Below are 20,014 nucleotides of genomic sequence, written 5' to 3'. Positions count from 1 at the left end.
CACGCACCCGGCGTTATCGTTTCCTCCCCCTCCGTCAGGCTGGCGCCTGCCACCTCCCCCTGGCGGGGGAGGATTGCGACAGCGCGTGTACCTTCGAATTCCATCAGGTGAAAAGTTCGTCATTCGCCGTGTTCGACATATCCCTGCAACATATCGGCGCGAAGGGGAGTGCGTCGCCGCTCCCTCTCCCCCTGTGGACGGCGACTTGACCGGGTCTCCCCTGTCCCGGTCTTCTCCCTGAACTACGGGGCGATCCTTGCGATCGCCCCGCCTTTTTTTGTCCTGGAAGCGCGGGGAATCGCGACGCGGGGCGCGCGGCAATAGCTTGAGATTTTGGAAGTCTATCGATCCTCCCCCGCAAGGGGGAAGTGGCAGGCGCTTGTCTGACGGAGGGGGAGGTAAGGGCAACCTCTGTTCCGTGTCTTCCCCCGTCGCCTACGGCGTCACCTCCCCCTTGCGGGGGGAGGATCGTAGCGCAGTCTTACGCGGCCAGCTTGCGCAGGACGTAGTGGAGAATGCCGCCGTTGAGGAAATATTCCAGCTCGTTGACGGTATCGATCCGGCACTTGGTCTGGAACGTCTCGCTCGACCCGTCGGCGCGGGTCATCTTGACCGTGACGTCCTGACGCGGGCGGATGCTCGCCACGTCGAGGATCGTGAACGTCTCCGAACCGTCGAGGCCGAGCGTCTTGCGATCGGTCCCCTCGGCGAACTGCAGCGGCAGCACGCCCATGCCGACCAGGTTCGAGCGGTGGATGCGCTCGAAGCTTTCGGTGATGACCGCGCGGACGCCGAGCAGGTTGGTGCCCTTCGCCGCCCAGTCGCGCGACGAGCCGGTGCCGTATTCCTTGCCGGCGACGATCACGAGCGGGGTGCCGTCCTGCTTGAAGCGCATGGCGGCGTCGTAGATCGCCATGACTTCGCCGTCGTACTTCGACATGCCGCCCTCGATGCCGGGGACCATCTCGTTCTTGATGCGGATGTTGGCGAAGGTGCCGCGCATCATCACGTCATGGTTGCCGCGGCGTGCGCCATAGCTGTTGAAGTCGGCCTTGCTGACCTGATGCTCCTGCAGGAAGCGACCAGCGGGGCTGTCGGCCTTGATTGAACCGGCCGGCGAGATGTGATCGGTGGTGATCGAATCGCCGAGGATCGCGAGCGGCTTGGCGTCGATGATGTCCTGCACCGGGGCGGGGGGTCATCGACAGGCCGTCGAAGTAGGGCGGGTTGGCGACATATGTCGAGCCCGCACGCCACTGGTACGTGTCCGAGCCCGTGACGTCGATCTCGCGCCACTTGGCGTCGCCCGCATAGACATCGCCGTAGCGCGCACCGAACATGCCGGCGTCGATGTTGGCGTCCATCGTCGTGCGGACTTCCTCGTTGGTCGGCCAGATATCGCGCAGATACACGTCCTGCCCGTCCGAACCCTGACCCAGCGGCGTCTCGATCATGTCGGTCGTGACGGTGCCCCTTGATCGCATAGGCGACGACGAGCGGGGGCGAGGCGAGGAAGTTGGCGCGGACGTCGGGCGAGACGCGGCCCTCGAAGTTGCGGTTGCCCGACAGCACCGACGCGGCGACGAGGTCGTTCTCGTTGATCGCAGCCGAGATCGCAGGCGCCAGCGGGCCCGAGTTGCCGATGCAGGTGGTGCAGCCATAGCCGACGAGGTTGAACCCGAGCGCATTCAGGTCGGCGGTAAGGCCAGCCTTGTCGAGATAGTCGGTGACGACCTGCGAACCGGGGGCGAGCGAGGTCTTCACCCACGGCTTCGACTTGAGGCCGAGTGCGTTCGCTTTCCGCGCGACGAGCCCTGCGGCGACCAGCACCGACGGGTTCGACGTGTTGGTGCAGCTGGTGATCGCGGCGATCACGACGTCGCCGTCGCCGATGTCATGCTCGCGACCTTCGACCGCGACGCGGGCGGGCTGCTCCCTTGTGGTACAGCTTGTGGAGGTCGCTGTTGAACACCTCGTCGACCTTGTTGAGGCTGACGCGGTCCTGCGGGCGCTTCGGGCCGGCGAGCGATGCGACGACGGTGCCCATGTCGAGTTCGAGCGTGTCGGTGAAGACGGGGTCTTCCGCGTTCTCGTCGCGCCAGAAGCCGTTGGCCTTAGCATAGGCCTCGACCAGCTCGACATTCTCGTCGGACCGTGCCGTGAGGCGCATGTAATCGAGCGTCTTGTCGTCGATCGGGAAGAAGCCGCAGGTTGCGCCGTACTCAGGCGCCATGTTGGCGATCGTCGCGCGATCGGCGAGCGTCATCGACGACAGGCCGGGGCCGAAGAACTCGACGAAGCGGCCGACCACGCCCTTGGCGCGCAGCATCTGCGTGACGGTGAGCACGAGATCGGTGGCGGTGATGCCCTCGTTCAGCTTGCCGAGCAGCTTGAAGCCAACGACTTCGGGGATCAGCATCGAGACGGGCTGGCCGAGCATCGCGGCCTCGGCCTCGATCCCGCCGACGCCCCAGCCGAGTACGCCCAGGCCGTTGATCATTGTCGTGTGGCTGTCGGTGCCGACCAGCGTGTCGGGATATGCGATCATCGTACCGTCGCCGTGGTCACCCGACGACGCCGACGACCAGACGGCCTGGCCGATATATTCGAGGTTCACCTGGTGGCAGATGCCGGTGCCGGGGGGACGACCTGGAAATTGTCGAGCGCCTTGCTGCCCCACTTCAGGAACTCATAGCGCTCGATGTTGCGCTCGTATTCGAGGTCGACATTGTCATGGAACGCCTGCGGGGTGCCGAACTCGTCGACCATCACCGAGTGATCGATGACGAGGTGGACGGGAACCTGCGGGTTAATCTTCTCGGGGTTGCCGCCGAGCTTGGTCATCGCGTCGCGCATTGCGGCGAGGTCGACCACGCAGGGAACACCGGTGAAATCCTGCATAAGTACGCGGGCGGGGCGATACTGGATCTCGCGGTCGCTGCGACGCTCCTTCTGCCAGTCGACGATCGCCTGGATATCCTCGCGCGTGACCGTCACGCCGTCCTCGAAGCGGAGCAGGTTCTCGAGAAGGACCTTCATCGAGAACGGTAGGCGGCTGATGTCGCCGAGCTGTTCCGACGCCTTGGCGAGGCTGTAATAGTCGTACGACTTGCCGCCGGTGGAGAGGCTGGTGCGGGTCTTGAGGGTGTCCTGGCCGATGGCAGTCATAGGGGTCCTTCCCGTGGGCGTCGGGCCGCCGGGCGCCGAGGGGAAAGCAGCCGTATAGGCCACGCGGGCGCGTCGGGGACCGAGCGAAAAATGCTGTTACCGGAGGGGCCTTAGCAAGGGGGAGCGCATCGGGGAAGGGCGCGGGAGTGCCGTGGGCCGGTTATTCCGCCTGCGCGTTGCCGAGTGGACGAGTGCACTGGCGCGTCAGGCGGGACCATCGCTTTCGTGGACGCCGGCCGCGCGTCGCAGGAACATGTTCATGCGATCGACCGCGGAACGGGTGAGCGTTATAGTGCCGCCGTCCGAATAGGGCTCGATCTGCGCATCCGCGACGAGATGGGCGAGCCAGCGCTGGCCCACCGCCGGCGGCGTCTTCGTGAGCGCCATCAGGTCGGGTGCGGTAATGGCTTCATCGCTGGCTTCGGCGACGAACAGCCGCAACAGCATGTTCCATGCGTGTTCGTCGAAGATTTCGCTGGGAAATATGTCCCCCGCGCATGTCGCGTACCGTGAGGAGGTTTTCCGCGGTGCGGGCCGAGTCGGTGTCGATTGCCATACGCTAACATGACAGATCGCGGTTGCGACGCGCTAGCAAAAATCATGTCATTCTAAAGACTAACTCAGGTTGGTAACGGCGAGGATAACCTCTCACATTGCGCGGCGTCGCATCATACCCGAACACAGGGCATGGGCGACAATACCGACGACACCCAGATTCTCCGTGACGCAATCGAAAACGCGTTGGCGATTGCCGACGGTCAGCAGCGATACCTGATGGCAGCGTTGCTCGCGCATTGTCTCGACGAACTGGCGGACACTCCTCCGGCGAGCGCCTGACAATACCCAATTCTGAGCCAACCGAGGGAGCAGTAACGCTCGCGGCGCGGTGAAACATCGAATGGCCCAGAACGGCCTCGCGGTGACAATTTTACAACGTTCGCGACGGAATATTACAATAGCGTGAACGAAGCGTAGTCATTGATTGCGTTCCCAAAATGGTCTGCATACCCTCGTCACATTGGCGTACGCCCCACAGCGGGCGGCGCGGACAAGGGGATGAATGTGACGACTATCGCTACCTCGCGCACGCGCGGCGCACGCACCGGATCGCGCCATGCACGCGCGGCCTTGCTGACCTCGACGGCGTTGCTCGCCGCGGCGGCGCTGCCGTCGATCGCGGCCGCGCAGGATCGCCTGCCGCGGCCTGAATCGATCGCCTATTCAAGCGCGCTGAACCCCGCCGACCTCGTGTCCGAACCGAACATCGTGATTTCGGCGCCCGGCACGCCGACGACCGCGCAGGATCCCGGCAACGGCGTCAACGGCGTAGGCCAGATGACGATCTCGACGGGCGGCGGCGGCGTCGGCCTGTGCACGGGGACGCTGATCAATCCGCGCACGGTGATCTTCGCCGCGCACTGCGTGAACGAGAACGCCGCCGGCACCGGCGCGCAGAACCCCTGGGGCTATGGTGCGCAGGGCGGTGGCATCCCGATCGCGTTCGGTTTCCAGCAGAACAACCGTCCGGCCCTGCTCGACTGGTTCCTGCCGACGACCGCGACCGGCGCAGTCAACACGCAGCAGTACAAGACCAACACCGCCAACTTCCTCTATAACGTCAACCAGGTCGTCTATAACGCCGACTCGCTGAAGCTCGGGCTCTCGCAGAACTTCCTGCAGGGCGACGTCGCGATCGCGACGCTGGATACGCCGGCGGCCAACGTGCCGACCTGGGCGCTGCTGCTGTCGGCACTGCCCGCGCCTGCGTCGATCGGCGACACCACCGGAACCGGCTATCACGTCACGATCACCGGCTATGGTCGCAGCGGTCAGGGCGGCACGCTGGTCGGCGACACCAACGGCATCGATTACCGCCGCCGCATCGCCGAGAACACGATCGGTATCCTCGGCTCGTTCGATGACCTGAACGGGTTCCTCTATGGCTCCATCGATGGCATGCCGCAGAACCTGTACCAGCTCGATTTCGACGATCCCCGCCATGGCACCGCTGCTGCAAGCCCGTATGATTTCAACGTGTTCAAGGACGCGCCGCTGGCCAAGGAAGGCACGACGGCGGGTGGTGATTCGGGCGGTCCGCTGATCCTCGATCGGACGTTCGCCAAACAGGTCGTGATCGGCGTGCTGTCGGGCGGCAATCGCTTTTTCAACGAACAGCCATTCGGCGCCTATGGCACGGCGAGCTTTTACCAGCCGCTATACCTGTTCTCGGACTATATCGCGGCGAACAATCCTTACCGCTATGCACAGACGAAGACTGGCGACGGGCTGTGGACCGATGCGTCGCATTGGGTGACGGCGCTCGATCCGAATTACCAGATCATCGTCGACGGCAAGCTTGTGAACGGCGTGCCGACCACGACCGGGGCCGGGATAGCAGGAGACGCGAACAAGTTCGGACAGATTTGCGATCAGGAGCCTGGTTTCGGCATCGACGTCTGTTTAGACATCAAGACCAACGTCACCTATGTCGACGGCAAGCCGGTTGCGACCAATGGCGCAACGACATCGGCTGCGGCTGGTGTTGCCGTTGCGTCGAAGGGCGCACCGGGTACGGTCGGCGAAGGCAAGATCGTCGAGTCGATTGCGCAGAAGACCAGCGTGGATATCGCGACGCTCGGCGGTAGCGCCGAGAGCATCGCGCAGGCGGGTACCACCGGCGCTGGTGGCGATGCAGTAGCACTGGCGGTCCTGTCGCCGACGCTCGCCAACGGCCTGCCGGGTGCGAGCAATTTCGTGCCGAACAACATCGACCCCGATCGCACGACGCAGCGCAGCGCACGCTATTACGACGTCACGCTGTCGGCTGCGGGCACGACCACGCTGAACTCGGCGGTGACGGTCGACAAGTTCACCGTCGCGGGCAGCACGGCGAAGCTGGCGGTGACGTCGGCCGGGTCGCTCACCAGCCTGATGGCGATCAACCAGGTGACCGGCGTCGTCCAGAACGACGGCGTGATCTCGACGCCCGGCGATTACTTCATGCTGTCGGGCATGCTGACCGGTTCGGGGCGGATCAACACGCCGTTCTTCACCAGCGTCGCCGGGATGATCGCACCCGGCACGACGGGGACGATCGGCACGCTGACGATCGGCGGCAACGGCGTGCTCGCCTCGAGCACCAACCTGCTGGTCGATCTCGGCCCGAACGGCACCTCGGACAAGCTCGCCTTCGCGGCGACGACGTTCAATGCGGCAGGGGCCGCGACCAACGGCATCATCAGCCTCAGCGGTCGCGTCGGGTTCGCGCCGGTCGCCGGCTATACCGTGCGGTATAACGATCTCTACACGATCCTGACCGCACAGGGCGGCATCACGGGCGCGTTCGGTGCGGCGACCCCGCTGAGCGCGGTCCTGACACCGAGCTATGTCTACAGTGCCAACGCGGTGCAGGTGCGGATCCTCGCGGGTCAGTATCGCAACGTCGTCGATGCAACGCCGGTCCAGTCGGCCTATGCCGGGCTGCTCGACCAGAACCGGTCCAACTATGCGGCGCTGAGCAACGTCTATGGCTCGCTCGACCTGCAGAACGCGGCGACGATCCGCTCGACGCTGGAGGGCCTTGCGCCGCGGGCCGAAACGCTCAAGTCGAACCTCGGCGTCGCGTCGATCGACACGATGTCGCGCTTCTACCGTGATCACATTGCGCAGATCGATACGCGTGGCGGGCTCGGCGGTACGCTGGCGCTGATCGGCAAGCCGGTCCAGGTCGCCTCGCTGATGGCGAGCGACCTTCCCGGCGGGCAGGACACGATGAGCGATTCGAGCGGCACCGTGCTGCAGCAGGGTCGTCTGCCCGACGACATGAGCGGCTTCATCGCGGGCGGCTATATCGACGGCAAGAGCCGGTCGATGCCGGGGACCAATCCGTTCGGCGGGCATGACAAGTTCGACGGCTATTTCGCGGCTGTGGGCGTTGAGAAGCAGGCAGGCGAGGGCGGCGTGATCGGCTTCTCGTTCTCGTACACCAACACCGACGGCACCACCGGCGGGATCGCGCAGCGCGCGAAGGGCGAGCTGTTCCAGGGCACGCTGTACGGCAAGCTGGAGACGGCATCGGGGATCGTCCTCGATACGCAGTTCAGCGCAGGCGCGTTCGTCGCCAAGACCGATCGCAATGTCGGCTTCGTCGGCACCAGCTATCGTCTGCGCGGCACCGACAACGCGTTGACCGTCGTCAGCGAGGTCGGGCTCGGCAAGGCGTTCGACCTGTCGATGCTCAAGGTCGGCCCGCGCGTGTCGATGCGTGCAAGCCATATCGGCTTCGGCAAGTCGATCGAGAATGGCGGCGGACCGGCTCTGTTCGTCGATCGCGACAGTTTCGACAGCCTGCAGGGTCGCGCCGGGCTGACGCTCAGCGGCGGCACCTCGATCCGGCCGTATGCTGCGGCGAACTACGTCCACGACTTCCAGTCGACGCCGGGCGTGTTCGGTGCGAACTTCGTCGGCGGGATCGGTCCGAACGCACTGTTCGCGCTGGTTGGGCAGGACAAGAACTGGGGCGAGATCAGCGCGAGGCTGACGCTGGTCGGTGACAGCGTCGACATCTCGGTCGGTGCGGACACCACCGTCGAGCGCAAGGACGTGTCGAACCAGTCGTACAAGGGCTCGATCAAGATCCGCTTCTGATCGGGGGCAGTTCCAGATCGTTGGAATGGCGAAAGGGTCATCCGCTCGTGCGGGTGGCCCTTTTCGTATTCGCGGCCAAGCCTGCCTGAGATCCGGGGGACCGAGCGCTTTCGAGTCGCGGCCATCCACCAGTCCGCCGTCATCACCTCACATGCAAAACGCGCAATTGACTGCCTGGGCAATGGTTGCCATGGCAACGAAATGGCGTTTTACACCAAATCGGAATTCGGACCGGACTGCTCGCTCGGCTACCTCGCGCGGCGGATCCATCAGATCGGGCAGAGCCTGATCGAGCCGGTGTTCGCGGCGGAGGGTCTGTCCGGGACGCAGTGGTCGGCGCTCATGTCCATCCTCGCAGGCCGGGCGGCGACGTGTGCCGACCTCGCGCGGGATCTGTCGCACGACAAGGGTGCGACGACGCGGCTGGTCGACGCGATGGAGCAGAACGGGTGGGTCACGCGGTCGCGGGCGAGCGACGACCGGCGGGTGCTCAATCTCGAGCTGACGCCCGACGGTGAGGCGGTCGCGATCCGGTGTCGCGATAAGATCATAGAATACTGGAATAGTCTGCTGACGGGCTGGGACCGGGCCGAAATCGAGAAGTTGATCGAACTGATGCAGAAACTCCGCACGACGCTGGACGACGCTCTGACCGAAGGACGCCGCGCATGAAAATTGGCACTGCCCTAGCCCCGATCACGGTGGCGGGGCTGCTCGCGGGATGCGCGATCCCGGCGTCGAAGACCGTCGTGGAGCCGGTATCGACCACGGCGCTGGGGTTGTCTCCGGACGCCGCGCCGGTGATCGCCGCCGACTGGTGGCGGTCGTTCGGCGATCCGCAACTCGATCGGCTGGTGCGCGATGCGGTCGCGGGCAGCCCGTCGCTCGATGCGGCGCTGGCACGGGTCGCGCAGGCGCAGGCCGTGCTCTCGACGCGGCGGGCGGACAACGGCCCCGACGTGACGCTCGATGCGCAGGAGCAATTGGCGCGACTGAGCGGGCGCTACACGATCCCGCCGCCCTATGCGGGGTCGACGCGGTTCGTCGGGTCGACCGCGGCGAACCTCAGCTGGAACCTCGATCTGTTCGGACGTCAGAAGGCTGCGATCGAGGGTGCTCGGGCGTCGGTGCGTGCGGCTTCGCTCGACGTCGCGGCGGCGCGGATGGCGCTGTCGGGGGCGGTGGTGCAGACCTATATCGATCTCGAACGCGCCGAGGCGCAGGCTGGTATTGCCCAGCGTACGATCGCGACGCGGCAGAATTCGCTTCGGCTCGTGAACGTGCGGATCCGCAACAACCTTGCGAGCAAGCTCGACGCGCAGGCCGCGACGACGTTGCTGGCGCAGGCACGGCAGGCGTTGCTGCGTGCGCAGGCGGCGCAGGTGCTCGCGAAGAATGCGCTGGCGGCGCTGGCCGGGCGTGGTGCGGATTATCCTGCGACGATTGGCGTGACCGCGTTGCGGCTCGATGCAGCGCTGCCGTTGCCCAAGACCGTACCCGCCGACCTGCTCGCGCGGCGTGCCGATATCGCGGCGGCGCAGGCGCGAATCGAGGCCGCGGCCGCCGGGCGTCAGGTTGCGCGGAAGGCGTTTTATCCGAACGTCAATCTGGCGGCGCTGGCGGGGTTCCAGGCGGTCGGGCTGGGCAATCTGTTCTCGCTCGATGCCGGCACGGTCGGCGTCGGGCCGGCGATCCATCTGCCGATCTTCGACAATGGCCGGTTGAAGGCGGATCTCGCGGGCGCGACCGCGGCGCTCGATCTGGCGACCGCGGATTATAACGACCGGGTGATCGGTGCGGTGCGCGAGGCGGGGGACGCGGTGGCGCGGATCGGGGCGCTAGATGCGGACCGGCAGCGACAGCGCGAGGTGGTGCGCGGCTATGCCGAGACCGGGCGGCTGAACGCGATCCGCGTGTCGAGCGGCCTCGATAGCCGGCTCGACCTCGTCGACAACGACGTCCGTACGCTGGCCGCCGAACAGGCCGATGCCGACCTCGCCGCCGATGCCGCGCAACAGCGCGTGCAGCTCGTGCTGGCGGTGGGTGGTGGTTATGATTTTCAGGGGATGACGCGATGACCGATACGCAAACGCCGGCGCCTGCCGCGGCTCCGACCGGCAATCCGCGCGCCCGCAAGCGCGCGTTGACGATCCTCGGCGTGGTCGTCGTGATCGGCGCGATCGTGTGGGCGGTGTTCCACTTCCTGCTCGCTGCGCCCGAGCAGGAGACCGATGACGCCTATGTCGCGGGCGACGTGGTGGCGATCACCGCGCGCGATCCGGGGCAGGTGACCGCGATCCATGCGGACAATACGCAAGTCGTGAAGGCGGGCCAGCCGCTGATCGACCTCGACGCCGCGACCGCCGATGTCGGCGTTGCGTCGGCGGAGGCGGAACTCGCACGGGCGGTGCGCGCGACGCGGTCGGACTTCTCGAAGGTGAACGAGACCGGGGCCGCGGTCGTGCAGGCGGAGGCTGAACTGGCACGGGCGCGGAACGATCTTGGGCGTCGTCGTGGTGCGGCCGCGGAGGGCGCGATCTCGGGCGAGGAACTCAGCCACGCGGCGGACCAGGTGAAGGTCGCGAGCGCGACGCTGCAACTCGCGCGGAGCCAGCAGGCGCAGTCGCGCAACGGGGTGGTCGGCACCACGGTGTCGAACAACCCGGCAGTGTTGGCGGCGATCGCGGCCTATCGACGCGCGGCGATCACGCGCAGCCACATGCACGTCGTCGCGCCGATCGACGGCGTTGTCGCGCAACGCACCGTGCAGCTTGGGCAGCAGGTTTCGGCGGGGATGCCGCTGATGGCCGTCGTGCCGCTCGATCGGGTCTGGGTCGATGCGAACTTCCGCGAGACACAGTTGCGCGATCTGCGGATCGGGCAGGCAGCGACGGTCACGGCGGACATGTACGGCGATGATTTGGTCTATCACGGCCATGTCGTCGGGCTGGGCGCGGGTAGCGGGAACGCGTTCGCGCTGCTGCCGCCGCAGAACGCGAGCGGGAACTGGATCAAGATTACCCAGCGCGTGCCGGTGCGTATCGCGCTCGACAAGGGTGAGCTGCGGCGCAATCCGCTGCGGGTTGGGCTGTCGGTGAACGCGATCGTCGATACCGCGGACAAGTCGGGCACGATGGTCGGGCGGCCTGCGGTGGCGGCGTATAAGGGGGCTGGCGACAGGGCAGGGGGATGCCGCGGTCGATGCGAAGATCCGCCAGATCATCGCGGCTAACCGGTGATGGTTTTGCGGTGGCCGCTAGTAGGGTCCGGTCCCTTCCTCTTTGTTCTCCCGCGAAGGCGGGAGTCCAGTCTGAGTCGCCGCCTTCGCGGGGAAACAAGGAACGGGCCGTCCGCTATGTCAGGGGCCACCACCCCGGCGGAGGCCGGGGCCCAGTTGGAGAGGTGGTCGTAACGGCGCGCTGTCTTTCGGCACCAGCGTCCTCCAACTGGGCCCCGGCCTTCGCCGGGGTGGTGGTTTTGGGGTGGTCATCCCCTCTCAGGCGAGTGCCGTATAATGGCAGCCCCCTCCGGTCCCGGTCCCGCCCCTCTCGTCGGCGGCTCGCTCGCGCTCACCGCATTCGCGCTCGCGCTCGGCACCTTCATGCAGGTGCTCGATACGACGATCGCCAACGTCTCGCTCCCCACCATCGCCGGCAATCTCGGCGTTTCCAGCGACAACTCCACCTGGATCGTCACCGCGTTCGCGGTCGCCAACGGCGTCGCGGTGCCACTGACCGGGTGGTTGATGGGGCGGTTCGGCGTGGTGCGGACGTTCTGCGTTTCCGTCTTCCTGTTCACGATCGCGTCGTTCCTGTGCGGGATCGCTTGGGACCTGCCGTCGCTGATCGGCTTCCGCATCCTCCAGGGCGCGGTATCCGGACCGATGATCCCCGGCAGCCAGGCGCTGCTGATCGCGATCTTCCCCGTCCACAAGCGCTCCACCGCGCTCGGCATCTGGTCGATGACCACGCTGGTCGCGCCGATCATGGGGCCGATCCTGGGCGGCTACATCTCCGACAATTATCATTGGAGCTGGATTTTCCTGATCAACGTGCCGTTCGGGATGTTCTGCGCGTTCGTGTGCTGGAACAAGCTGGGCAAGCGCGACACGCCGACGCGGAAGCTGCCGATCGACCAGGTCGGGCTGATCCTGCTGGTGATCTGGGTCGGCGCGCTGCAGATCGTGCTCGATCTCGGCAAGAACGACGACTGGTTCGCCGCCGACCGCATCGTCATCGCCGCGGTCGTCGCCGCGATCGGCTTTGTCGGCTGGATTATCTGGGGAGCTGACCGACGCCAACCCGGCGGTGAACCTGTCGCTGTTCAAGAGCCGCAACTTCACGATCGGGACGATCGCGTTCTGCCTCGGCTATGCGGTGTTCTTCGCCAACACGCTGCTGCTGCCGCTCTGGTTGCAGACGCAGCTCGGCTACACCGCGACCTGGGCGGGGCTGGTCGCCGCACCATCGGGCGCGGTGGCAGTGATCCTGACGCCGTTCGTGGCCCGACTGAGCGGCAAGATCGACGCGCGCATCCTCGCCACGGTGGCATTCGCGTCGTTCGGCTACTCCTATTATCTCCGCTCGGGCTACACGACGGGCGCGAGCTTCTACGACCTGATGCTGCCGCTGATGGTGCAGGGGATCGCGATGAGCACGTTCTTCCTCGCGATGCTGACGATCTCGCTCGACCGTATCCCGGCTGAGCGGTTGCCGTCGGCGACGGGCATCTCGAACTTCGCGCGCATCACCTCGGGCAGCTTCGCCGCGTCGATCATCACCACCGCCTGGGATCGTCGCGAGACACTGCACCAGAGCCGGTTGTCGGAAGCGATCGGGACCGGTTCGCCCCTACCAGATGGCGCAGGGTGCGCTGACCCGGATCGGGCTGACCGACGTGCAGGCGGCCGGCGCGATCACGCGGCAGATGGTGGCGCAGGCGTATCTGCTCGCGTCGACCGACCTGTTCCGTATCTCGGCCTGGCTGTGCCTCGCGATGGTGATCATCGTCTGGTTCACGCGACGCGCGAGCCCCTCCCCAAGGACCGATCGCCGCGGATTGATCGCTCCGGTTGTCGTTTTCTTACCACCGGCGGGCCGTCGTACGATTGCCCGCCGATTGAAACGTTATCGCAACCACTTGGCCCCTAACGGTCGCTTTACCAGATACGAACTGCCTGTGGGGGGCCAGCTACCATGATGACCAAGAACACCGTTTTGCGGATCGCAGCCGCATGCCTTTTGTCTAGCGCCGCGCCAGTCTGGGCCGGTACGCCGACGACCTGCATCCAATCGATCAGCACGCCGCGCCTGGTCTGCGACGAAGGGGCGTGCGTGCGCGTCTCGGTCAAGGATCTGTGCGACGCGGTGCGCGCGTCCTATCCCGTCAAGCGCCGTGCGGTGAAGCCGATCCGCATCGACGACAACCCGGTCCGTACCGAGCTCACTCTGCTGATCGCCAGCGTCAGCTAGGCGATGAATGCGAACGCGGCGCCGGGAACGTGCACCGCGAAGTCGGTTGGGGCGAGCGTTCCGTCCGGCAGGATATCGAGCATCGTCACGCGCTGATCGCGTTCGTGGACGACGATCATTCGGTTTTCCACTTCCAACACCATGAAGAAGCGCGGCGATGCGCCTCCGCTGGCGATATGCTGGAGGAGGGGTGGGATCGCCGTCTTCGTTCAGCGCGAAGACCGCGATGCTGTCGTGGCCGCGGTTGGAGACGTACAGCCTGTCACCCGCGGCATTGGCACCGATGTGCGCGACGATGTTTGCGCCGTGCCAGTCTGCGGGGAGGGTGGATACGGACGCACGACGTTGCAAATCGCGACCCTGAACGTCGAGCGCGAGAAGCGTGCTGTCGAGTTCGCAGATAAGATACGCCGATCGCGGGTGCTGCTCGTGGAAAAACAGGTGGCGCGGTCCTGATCCGGGCACGGCCTTAAGCGCAGTGTACGGCTCTCCAAGTGTTGCCCGTTCCGCGTCGAGAGAGAAGGCGATCACTTCGTCGGTACCGAGATCCGCGGCATACAAAAACCGGTTGTCGAGACCGAAGCCGACCCAGTGCGCGTGCGGCGATTGCTGGCGTTCGGGGTTTGGCCCGCTGCCGCTATTGGGGTGCACCGTTGGCTGGCCGATCGGCAGGCCAATCCGTGGATCCAGCCAAAACATCGAGACGCTCCCGCTCGCATAGTTCGCGACCGCGACGCAGGATTGCGTGCGATCCAGCGCGACGTGGCACGGTGCTGCGCCACCGACCGGGACATGCGCTAGCCGGACCCAGCCCGAGGCGGTGCGACGGTATACGCCGAGCGCACCGTCGTCCTGCTCGTCGACCAGATAGTGAAGATCGAACCGCGACGAATAGGTGCCGAACGATGCGTTGCGTGCGTCCGCGTAGGGCGCGGCGAGCGTGCCAATTTGATCAAGCGGATAGATGCCCATACCGCCTCCGCCGGCATAGGTGCCGATCCAGAGGAATTTTGCGGTGTTGGGGTGGGGGTCGGAACAGGTCATCCGTCGGCTTCTAACCGCGGTCGGTGCTGCATCGCATCCCAATTCAGATCAGCGCTCGATCAGCGCGACCAACTGCTCGCGGTACAGCAACGCGAGTTCTTCGTGCATCCGCGCGATGATCGCGTTCGGCGCCTGAATCGCGAGCACGGACTGGTCGTCCATCCTGCGTTCGATCACGGAAGGGTGTGGGAGAAAATCCATTACCATGCTTTTGGCCGCACGATATTGCGGCCGGATTTCGCAACACGGTTAATCTCGAAATCCTCCCCCCGGAAGGAGTGTGTTGCGGCAAAATTTCCAGAGACTGGTATTGGCGTCGGCGTTGCCCTACCGCGGCGTCATGGGCGATCTGGATAGACTGGTACCTTCGGGGATAATCGAGCAATGGGTCTATCACCTGCGACGACAGCGTTCGCGGGCGAGCGACGCGATCTGGCTGATAGACCAAGGGTTCACGCTGCATGACGGGCAGGATGGTATCCCGTCGCACGACGCCACCGCGCGCTGGCGGGCTGAGCAGGAGACCGTGGTCGAGGAAGTGACCGCGTTGCTTGCGCTCTACGACAAGATCAACCTGGGCAAGGCCGACATCGCCTGACATTCCCGGTCGGATAGGCTGCTATCCGGCATCACCGTAACTCCGGCGGATCAGGTCGCCGGTCTGCTCCAGCGACGAGCTTTGCGGTGGTTCGGCATCCGGCATTTCGGCGACCAGTTCGGCGGTCGCCGCGAGTTGAAGATGTCGCTCGCTGAGTACCCGATGCGCGGTGTAGGCCGCGTCCGAGCGCGCGGAAACGGCAAGTACCCGTTCCTGCGCAGCCCGGTCTTCATGATACGTGGCCCGATCACGCCACGCTGCGGCGTTCGTATCCGTCTGTGCGATGTCGTCGGTCATACTGCATTCCGCCAGATGTCAAACTTGATCTATCTTAGTCGCTCCTTACACCATTATGTTTGTTAACGTATCGTTTCTGGCTGCATCTACCTCATGCGGCGGGGCGACTTGGCGCCTGCCAGCCACCACCCAGCGCACGGAACAGGTCGACTTGCGCCCCCCGCGATCCGCGAGTCGGCGGCGGCGAGGTCCGTGTCCGTGTCGGCTAGCGTACGTTCGGCATCAAGGACGTCGAGGAAATCGATCTGGCCTTCGCGCTGGCGAGCGCGGGTGATGCGGGCGGCGGTGGCGGCGTTGTCGTGCGCGGACTGGAGTTGAGTCCGGCGATCGAGTTCGCGGGCGTAGTTCGACAGCGCGGTTTCGGTTTCCTCGAGCGCGGTGAGGACGCTGCCGTCGAAATTGGCGAGCGCGCCGCGTGAGTCCGCCTCGGCACCGGCAATGCGGGCGCGGGCGGCGGACTGGTTGAGCGACCAGTTCAGCAGGGGCCCGAGCAGCCAACGGATCGGGCCGCCTGTGAAGATGTCGCCGACGCTGAGTGCGGTCGAGCCGATCGAACCGCCGAGCGAGATCTGCGGATAGAGCTGCGAGGTCTGGACGCCGATCCGTGCGGTCGCTGCCGCGAGGCGGCGTTCGGCGGCGTGGACATCGGGGCGACGGGCGAGCAACGCGGCGCCGTCGCCGATCGGGATCGGCTGGTCGAGGCGCGGCGTGGTGGTGCGCGCGCCGGCGGTTGCGGGCAGATCCTGCGGGGTGCGGCCGGTGAGCGTGGCAAGGCGGAACAATGCCGCCTGGCGCTCGGCTTCGATCTGCGGGATGTTGGCGGCGCGCTGGTCGCGCAGGGCGGCGATCCGGACCTGGTCGAGGCGGGCTGCGCGACCGGCGTCGACGCGCTTGCCGGTCAGCGTGTTCGACTTGTCGAGCAGGTCGACGATCCGCCGGGCGACCGCGAGGCGTTCGGCGGACGAGGCTGCGTCGACATAGGCACGCGTGGTGGCGGCGACGATCGAGACGCGGACGGCATCCGCATCGGCCTGCGCGGCGCCGACGTCACCGCGGGCTGCTTCGACGTTGCGGCGAACTCGGCCGGCGAGATCGACCTCGTAGCTGACGTCCAGGCCTACGTCATAGGTAGCACGCTCGCGGTCGAGGCCGGGCAGGTTCTGTAGCTGCGAAGTGCGCGCGTAATTACCGCTCGCGCCCGCGTTCACCTGGGGTTCGCGGTCGGTCTTCGCGCCGCGCAGGGACGCGCGCGCGCTGTCGAGCCGGGCGACGGCGACGCGGAGGTCGGTGTTCGCCGCGAGCGCATCCGCGACGAGGCCGTCGAGGACCGGGTCGCGGTACATCCGCCACCAGTCGTTGTCGGGCGCGGTCGTGACGGTCGCGGCGTTGGCGGTGACGAACGACGCCGCTGCCTTGGGTGGGGTGATCGGCGCGACATAGTCGGGGCCGGCGGCGCACGCGGCGAGCGTCAGCGCCGAGAGGCTCGCGAGGAGGGGCGGACTTCATGATGCTGGTCCTATTCGGCTGGCTGAAGGGTCGCGGCGGGTGCGGCGGGACGGCGGCGTTCGAACCGCAGCGCCAGCGCCCGTGCGACGACATAGAAGGTGGGGGGTGAAGAGCAGGCCGAACCCGGTCACGCCGATCATCCCGAAGAACACCGCGGTCCCGAGCGCCTGGCGGAGTTCCGCACCGGCACCCGTCGCGATCACCAGCGGTACAGCGCCGAGAATGAACGCGAAGCTCGTCATCAGGATCGGCCGCAACCGGTCCTTCGCCGCGCGTACCGCCGCCTCGACGGGGGTGAGGCCGTCCTGTTCCTCGGCCTGCTTGGCGAACTCGACCACGAGGATCGCGTTCTTCGCGGCGAGCGCAATCAGCACGACCAGGCCGATCTGCGTGAGGACGTTGTTGTCCATACCTCGCAGGTTCACGCCGGTCATCGCTGCGAGCAGGCAACATCGGCACGATCAGGATGATCGCGAGCGGCAACGTCAGGCTCTCATATTGCGCGGCGAGCACGAGGAAGACGAACACCACCGCCATGCCGAAGACGAGTGCGGCGGTGCTGCCGGCTGCCTTCTGCTGATAGGCGATTCCGGTCCATTCATGCGCGTAGCCGGCGGGCAGCGACGCATCGGCGAGCTTCTCCATCGCGACCAGCGACTGGCCCGACGAATAGCCCTTGGCGGTGTCGCCATCGACCTCGACCGCGGGGAAGAGGTTGTAGCGGACCACGCGGTACGGGCCGGTCTTGTCCTTGAACGTCGAGACCGAGCCGACCGGGACCATCTGGCCCGAGTTGGAGCGCGTCTTCAGGTTGGCGATGTCCGCGGTGGTGTTGCGGAACGGTGCGTCGGCCTGCGCGGTGACGCGGTAAGTCCGGCCCAGCAGGTTGAAGTCGTTGACGAATGCCGAGCCGAGATAGACCTGCAGCGCCTCGAACACGCGCTCAGGTGGAACGCCGAGAAGGTTGGCCTTGGCGCGGTCGACGTCGGCGAAGATGCGCGGCGTGGCGGTGTCGAAGAACGTGTAGATCTGGGCGAGACCCTTGGTCTGGTTCGCCTGGCCGATCAGTGCGTAACTCGTCTTGCCGAGGTCGGCGTAACCGTGGCCGCCCTGGTCCTGCACCATCAGGCGATAGCCGCCGGCGGAACCGATGCCCTGGATCAGCGGCGGCGGGACGATCAGCAGGCGCGCTTCGGTGATGTCGCCGGTCGCCTTCTGCGATTCCGCCATAATGCTGGCGAGCGTGACGCCGAGCTTCTTGCGTTCCTCGAAGCTTTTCAGCGGGATGTACGCGGCGGCCGAGTTGGGGGCGAGCGTCTGCGAGGGGCCGTCGAAGCCCGCGAGCATCACCGCGCCCTTGACGCCGGCAAGCGGCAGGATGCGTTTCGCGACCTTCTGCATGACCGCGTCGGTGCGCTCGACCGACGAGCCGGGCGGAAGCTGGATGACGGTCAGGAAGTAGCCCTGGTCCTGCGCGGGGACGAAGCCCGACGGGGTGATCGTGAACACGCCGACCGTGACCGCGATCAACGCGGCATAGGCGATCATCATCCGGCGCGGCGCGGTGACCAGGCGCGCGGTGAGGCGGGCATAGCTGTCGCTCATCCGCTCGAACCCGCGGTTGAAGGCATCGCCGGCGCGGCGGACCGTACGGGTCAGGCGGTTGCCGGAATCGGCGGGGGCGGTCGGCTTGAGCAGCATTGCGGCAAGTGCCGGCGATAGCGTCAGCGAGATGAGCAGCGAGATGATCGTCGCAGTCGAGATCGTCACCGCGAACTGGCGGTAGAACGCGCCCGACAGCCCGGTGAGGAACACGGTCGGGATGAACACCGCGCACAGCACGAGCACGATCGCGACCAGCGCGCCCGACACTTCGTCCATCGACGTGCGCGCCGCTTCCAAGGGGGACAGCCCGTGTTCGAGGTTGCGCTCGACATTCTCGACCACGACGATCGCATCATCGACGACGATGCCGATCGCGAGGACGAGGCCGAACAGCGAGAGGTTGTTGAGGCTGTACCCGGCGGCGGCGAGCACCGCGAAGGTGCCGATCAGCGAGACCGGGATCGCCACGATCGGGATGATCGCCGCGCGCCACTTCTGCAGGAAGACGAGGATGACGAGTACCACGAGGACCATCGCCTCGAAGAGCGTATGCTTCACCGCGTCGATCGACTGGGCGATGAACTCGGTCGGGTTGTAGATGACCTTGTATTCGAGGCCCTTGGGGAAGCGCTTCGACATGCTTTCCATCTCGGCGGTGACGGCTTGTGCCGCGCCGAGCGCGTTCGAGCCGGGACGCTGGAAGACCGCGGCGATGACCGTCGGCTTGCCGCTGAGATAGGTGTTGGCGCCGTAATCCTGCGCGCCGAGTTCGACGCGCGCGACGTCCGAGACGCGGACCTGGCGGCCTTGCGCGTCGGTGCGGATGACGACGTCGGCGAACTGCTTGGGATCGGTCAGGCGGCCCTGCGTCTCGACATTGAGCTGGAACGCACTGTTGCCCTTGTCATAGGGCGGCTGGCCGAGCGTGCCGGCGGCGACCTGGACGTTCTGCGCGCGCAAGGCCGCGACGATCTCGCCGGCGGTGAGGTCGAGCGCGGCGGCGCGGCCGGGATCGATCCACACGCGCATTGAATAATCGCGCGCGCCGAACAGCTGCACGTCGCCGACGCCGTCGATACGGCTGAGGCGATCGCGGACCTGCGTCAGCGCGTAGTTGGAGATGTAGCCGCGATCGAGCGAGTTGTCGGGCGAGACGAGGTTCACCACCATCAGGAAGTCGGGCGACGTCTTGCGCGTCACCACGCCGAGACGCTGGACGTCTTCGGGCAGGCGCGGGACAGCGACCGCGACGCGGTTCTGGACGAGCACCTGCGCGGCGTCGAGGTTGGTACCGATCTTGAAGGTGACGGTGATCGTCACCTTGCCGTCGCCGGTCGATTGCGACGACTGGTACAGCATGTTGTCGACGCCGTTGATCTCCTGCTCGATCAGCGCGGCGACGGTCTCGGCGACCGTCTCGGCAGAGGCGCCGGGATAGGTCGCGCTGACGGTGACGGTGGGGGGGACGATGTCGGGATATTGCGACACCGGCAGCGTCATGTAGGCGATCGCGCCGACGATCGTGATGATCACCGCGATCACGCCCGCGAAGATCGGCCGGGTGATGAAGAAGCGCGAGAAGCGCATGGTTTGTGTCCTCGAAAGAAGAGCGACGGACACGCCCCAACACCACCCCGGCGGCGGGGCCCCATCGAAGTATTACTTCGATGGGAACCCA

Annotated in this window: 9 protein-coding genes and 5 pseudogenes; 7 read left to right on the top strand and 7 right to left on the bottom strand. The window is 66.1% G+C overall.

All coding sequences use genetic code 11. The features are described from left to right. Positions 1 to 481: 481 nt before the first annotated feature. Positions 482 to 3,168 (bottom strand): annotated as a pseudogene (acnA, locus tag NHF48_RS08105) (aconitate hydratase AcnA). Positions 3,169 to 3,372: 204 nt separating this feature from the next. After that, positions 3,373 to 3,615 carry a hypothetical protein gene (locus NHF48_RS08100; protein WP_263816818.1) on the bottom strand — a complete coding sequence of 81 codons (243 nt, stop codon included), beginning with the start codon at positions 3,613 to 3,615 and terminating at the stop codon, positions 3,373 to 3,375. Positions 3,616 to 3,855: 240 nt separating this feature from the next. On the opposite strand from NHF48_RS08100, the gene NHF48_RS08095 reads away from it, so the two are divergent. From NHF48_RS08095 to NHF48_RS08070, 6 genes and pseudogenes are all read left to right on the top strand, one after another. Continuing rightward, a complete protein-coding gene (locus tag NHF48_RS08095; RefSeq protein ID WP_156362381.1) occupies positions 3,856 to 4,005 on the top strand; it encodes a hypothetical protein in 150 nt (49 codons plus the stop codon). Positions 4,006 to 4,230: 225 nt separating this feature from the next. Further along, entirely contained in the window at positions 4,231 to 7,815 is a 3,585-nt protein-coding gene (locus tag NHF48_RS08090; RefSeq protein WP_253070800.1) for an autotransporter domain-containing protein, read from the top strand. A 201-nt stretch (positions 7,816 to 8,016) separates the two neighbouring features. Continuing rightward, entirely contained in the window at positions 8,017 to 8,487 is a 471-nt protein-coding gene (locus NHF48_RS08085) for a MarR family winged helix-turn-helix transcriptional regulator (protein ID WP_253070799.1), read from the top strand. Continuing rightward, a complete protein-coding gene (locus NHF48_RS08080; protein ID WP_253070798.1) occupies positions 8,484 to 9,893 on the top strand; it encodes an efflux transporter outer membrane subunit in 1,410 nt (469 codons plus the stop codon). Before NHF48_RS08085 ends, NHF48_RS08080 begins: the two co-directional genes overlap by 4 nt. After that, positions 9,890 to 11,054 (top strand): annotated as a pseudogene (locus tag NHF48_RS08075) (efflux RND transporter periplasmic adaptor subunit). The gene NHF48_RS08080 and the pseudogene NHF48_RS08075 overlap by 4 nt, the downstream one beginning before the upstream one ends. A 275-nt stretch (positions 11,055 to 11,329) precedes the next feature. Beyond that, positions 11,330 to 12,877 (top strand): annotated as a pseudogene (locus tag NHF48_RS08070) (DHA2 family efflux MFS transporter permease subunit). A gap of 64 nt (positions 12,878 to 12,941) precedes the next feature. Here NHF48_RS08070 and NHF48_RS08065 read toward each other — a convergent pair. Together NHF48_RS08065 and NHF48_RS08060 are read right to left on the bottom strand one after the other, a co-directional pair. Next, a complete protein-coding gene (locus NHF48_RS08065) occupies positions 12,942 to 14,330 on the bottom strand; it encodes a lactonase family protein (protein WP_253070796.1) in 1,389 nt (462 codons plus the stop codon). A gap of 48 nt (positions 14,331 to 14,378) precedes the next feature. Further along, positions 14,379 to 14,531, bottom strand: a complete 153-nt coding sequence (locus tag NHF48_RS08060) for a hypothetical protein (RefSeq protein WP_156362382.1) — start codon at positions 14,529 to 14,531, stop codon at positions 14,379 to 14,381. A gap of 109 nt (positions 14,532 to 14,640) precedes the next feature. Here NHF48_RS08060 and NHF48_RS08055 point away from each other — a divergent pair, with 109 nt between their 5' ends. After that, complete coding sequence (locus NHF48_RS08055; protein WP_253070795.1) at positions 14,641 to 14,928, top strand: hypothetical protein; 288 nt, start codon at positions 14,641 to 14,643, stop codon at positions 14,926 to 14,928. A gap of 21 nt (positions 14,929 to 14,949) precedes the next feature. Here the strand turns inward: NHF48_RS08055 and NHF48_RS08050 are convergent, their stop codons facing one another. The 3 genes and pseudogenes from NHF48_RS08050 to NHF48_RS08040 all read right to left on the bottom strand — a co-directional run bounded on the left by NHF48_RS08050 (position 14,950) and on the right by NHF48_RS08040 (position 19,923). After that, positions 14,950 to 15,225 carry a hypothetical protein gene (locus tag NHF48_RS08050; RefSeq protein ID WP_253070794.1) on the bottom strand — a complete coding sequence of 92 codons (276 nt, stop codon included), beginning with the start codon at positions 15,223 to 15,225 and terminating at the stop codon, positions 14,950 to 14,952. Between the two features lie 91 nt (positions 15,226 to 15,316). Further along, positions 15,317 to 16,697 (bottom strand): annotated as a pseudogene (locus tag NHF48_RS08045) (efflux transporter outer membrane subunit). 44 nt (positions 16,698 to 16,741) lie between these two features. Beyond that, positions 16,742 to 19,923, bottom strand: a pseudogene (locus tag NHF48_RS08040) (efflux RND transporter permease subunit). Positions 19,924 to 20,014: the final 91 nt, after the last annotated feature.

The organism is Sphingomonas sp. H160509 (assembly GCF_024124765.2).
GTDB lineage: Bacteria > Pseudomonadota > Alphaproteobacteria > Sphingomonadales > Sphingomonadaceae > Sphingomonas.
The sequence above is the reverse complement of the archived record's forward strand: the minus strand, read 5'-3'. Positions and strand labels throughout refer to the sequence as shown.

Coding starts and splice junctions, on each gene's coding strand:
- NHF48_RS08100 (WP_263816818.1), bottom strand. CDS start 3,615: ATGCTGTTGCGGCTGTTCGTCGCCGAAGCCAGCGATGAAGCCATTACC.
- NHF48_RS08095 (WP_156362381.1), top strand. CDS start 3,856: ATGGGCGACAATACCGACGACACCCAGATTCTCCGTGACGCAATCGAA.
- NHF48_RS08085 (WP_253070799.1), top strand. CDS start 8,017: ATGGCGTTTTACACCAAATCGGAATTCGGACCGGACTGCTCGCTCGGC.
- NHF48_RS08080 (WP_253070798.1), top strand. CDS start 8,484: ATGAAAATTGGCACTGCCCTAGCCCCGATCACGGTGGCGGGGCTGCTC.
- NHF48_RS08065 (WP_253070796.1), bottom strand. CDS start 14,330: ATGACCTGTTCCGACCCCCACCCCAACACCGCAAAATTCCTCTGGATC.
- NHF48_RS08060 (WP_156362382.1), bottom strand. CDS start 14,531: ATGGATTTTCTCCCACACCCTTCCGTGATCGAACGCAGGATGGACGAC.
- NHF48_RS08050 (WP_253070794.1), bottom strand. CDS start 15,225: ATGACCGACGACATCGCACAGACGGATACGAACGCCGCAGCGTGGCGT.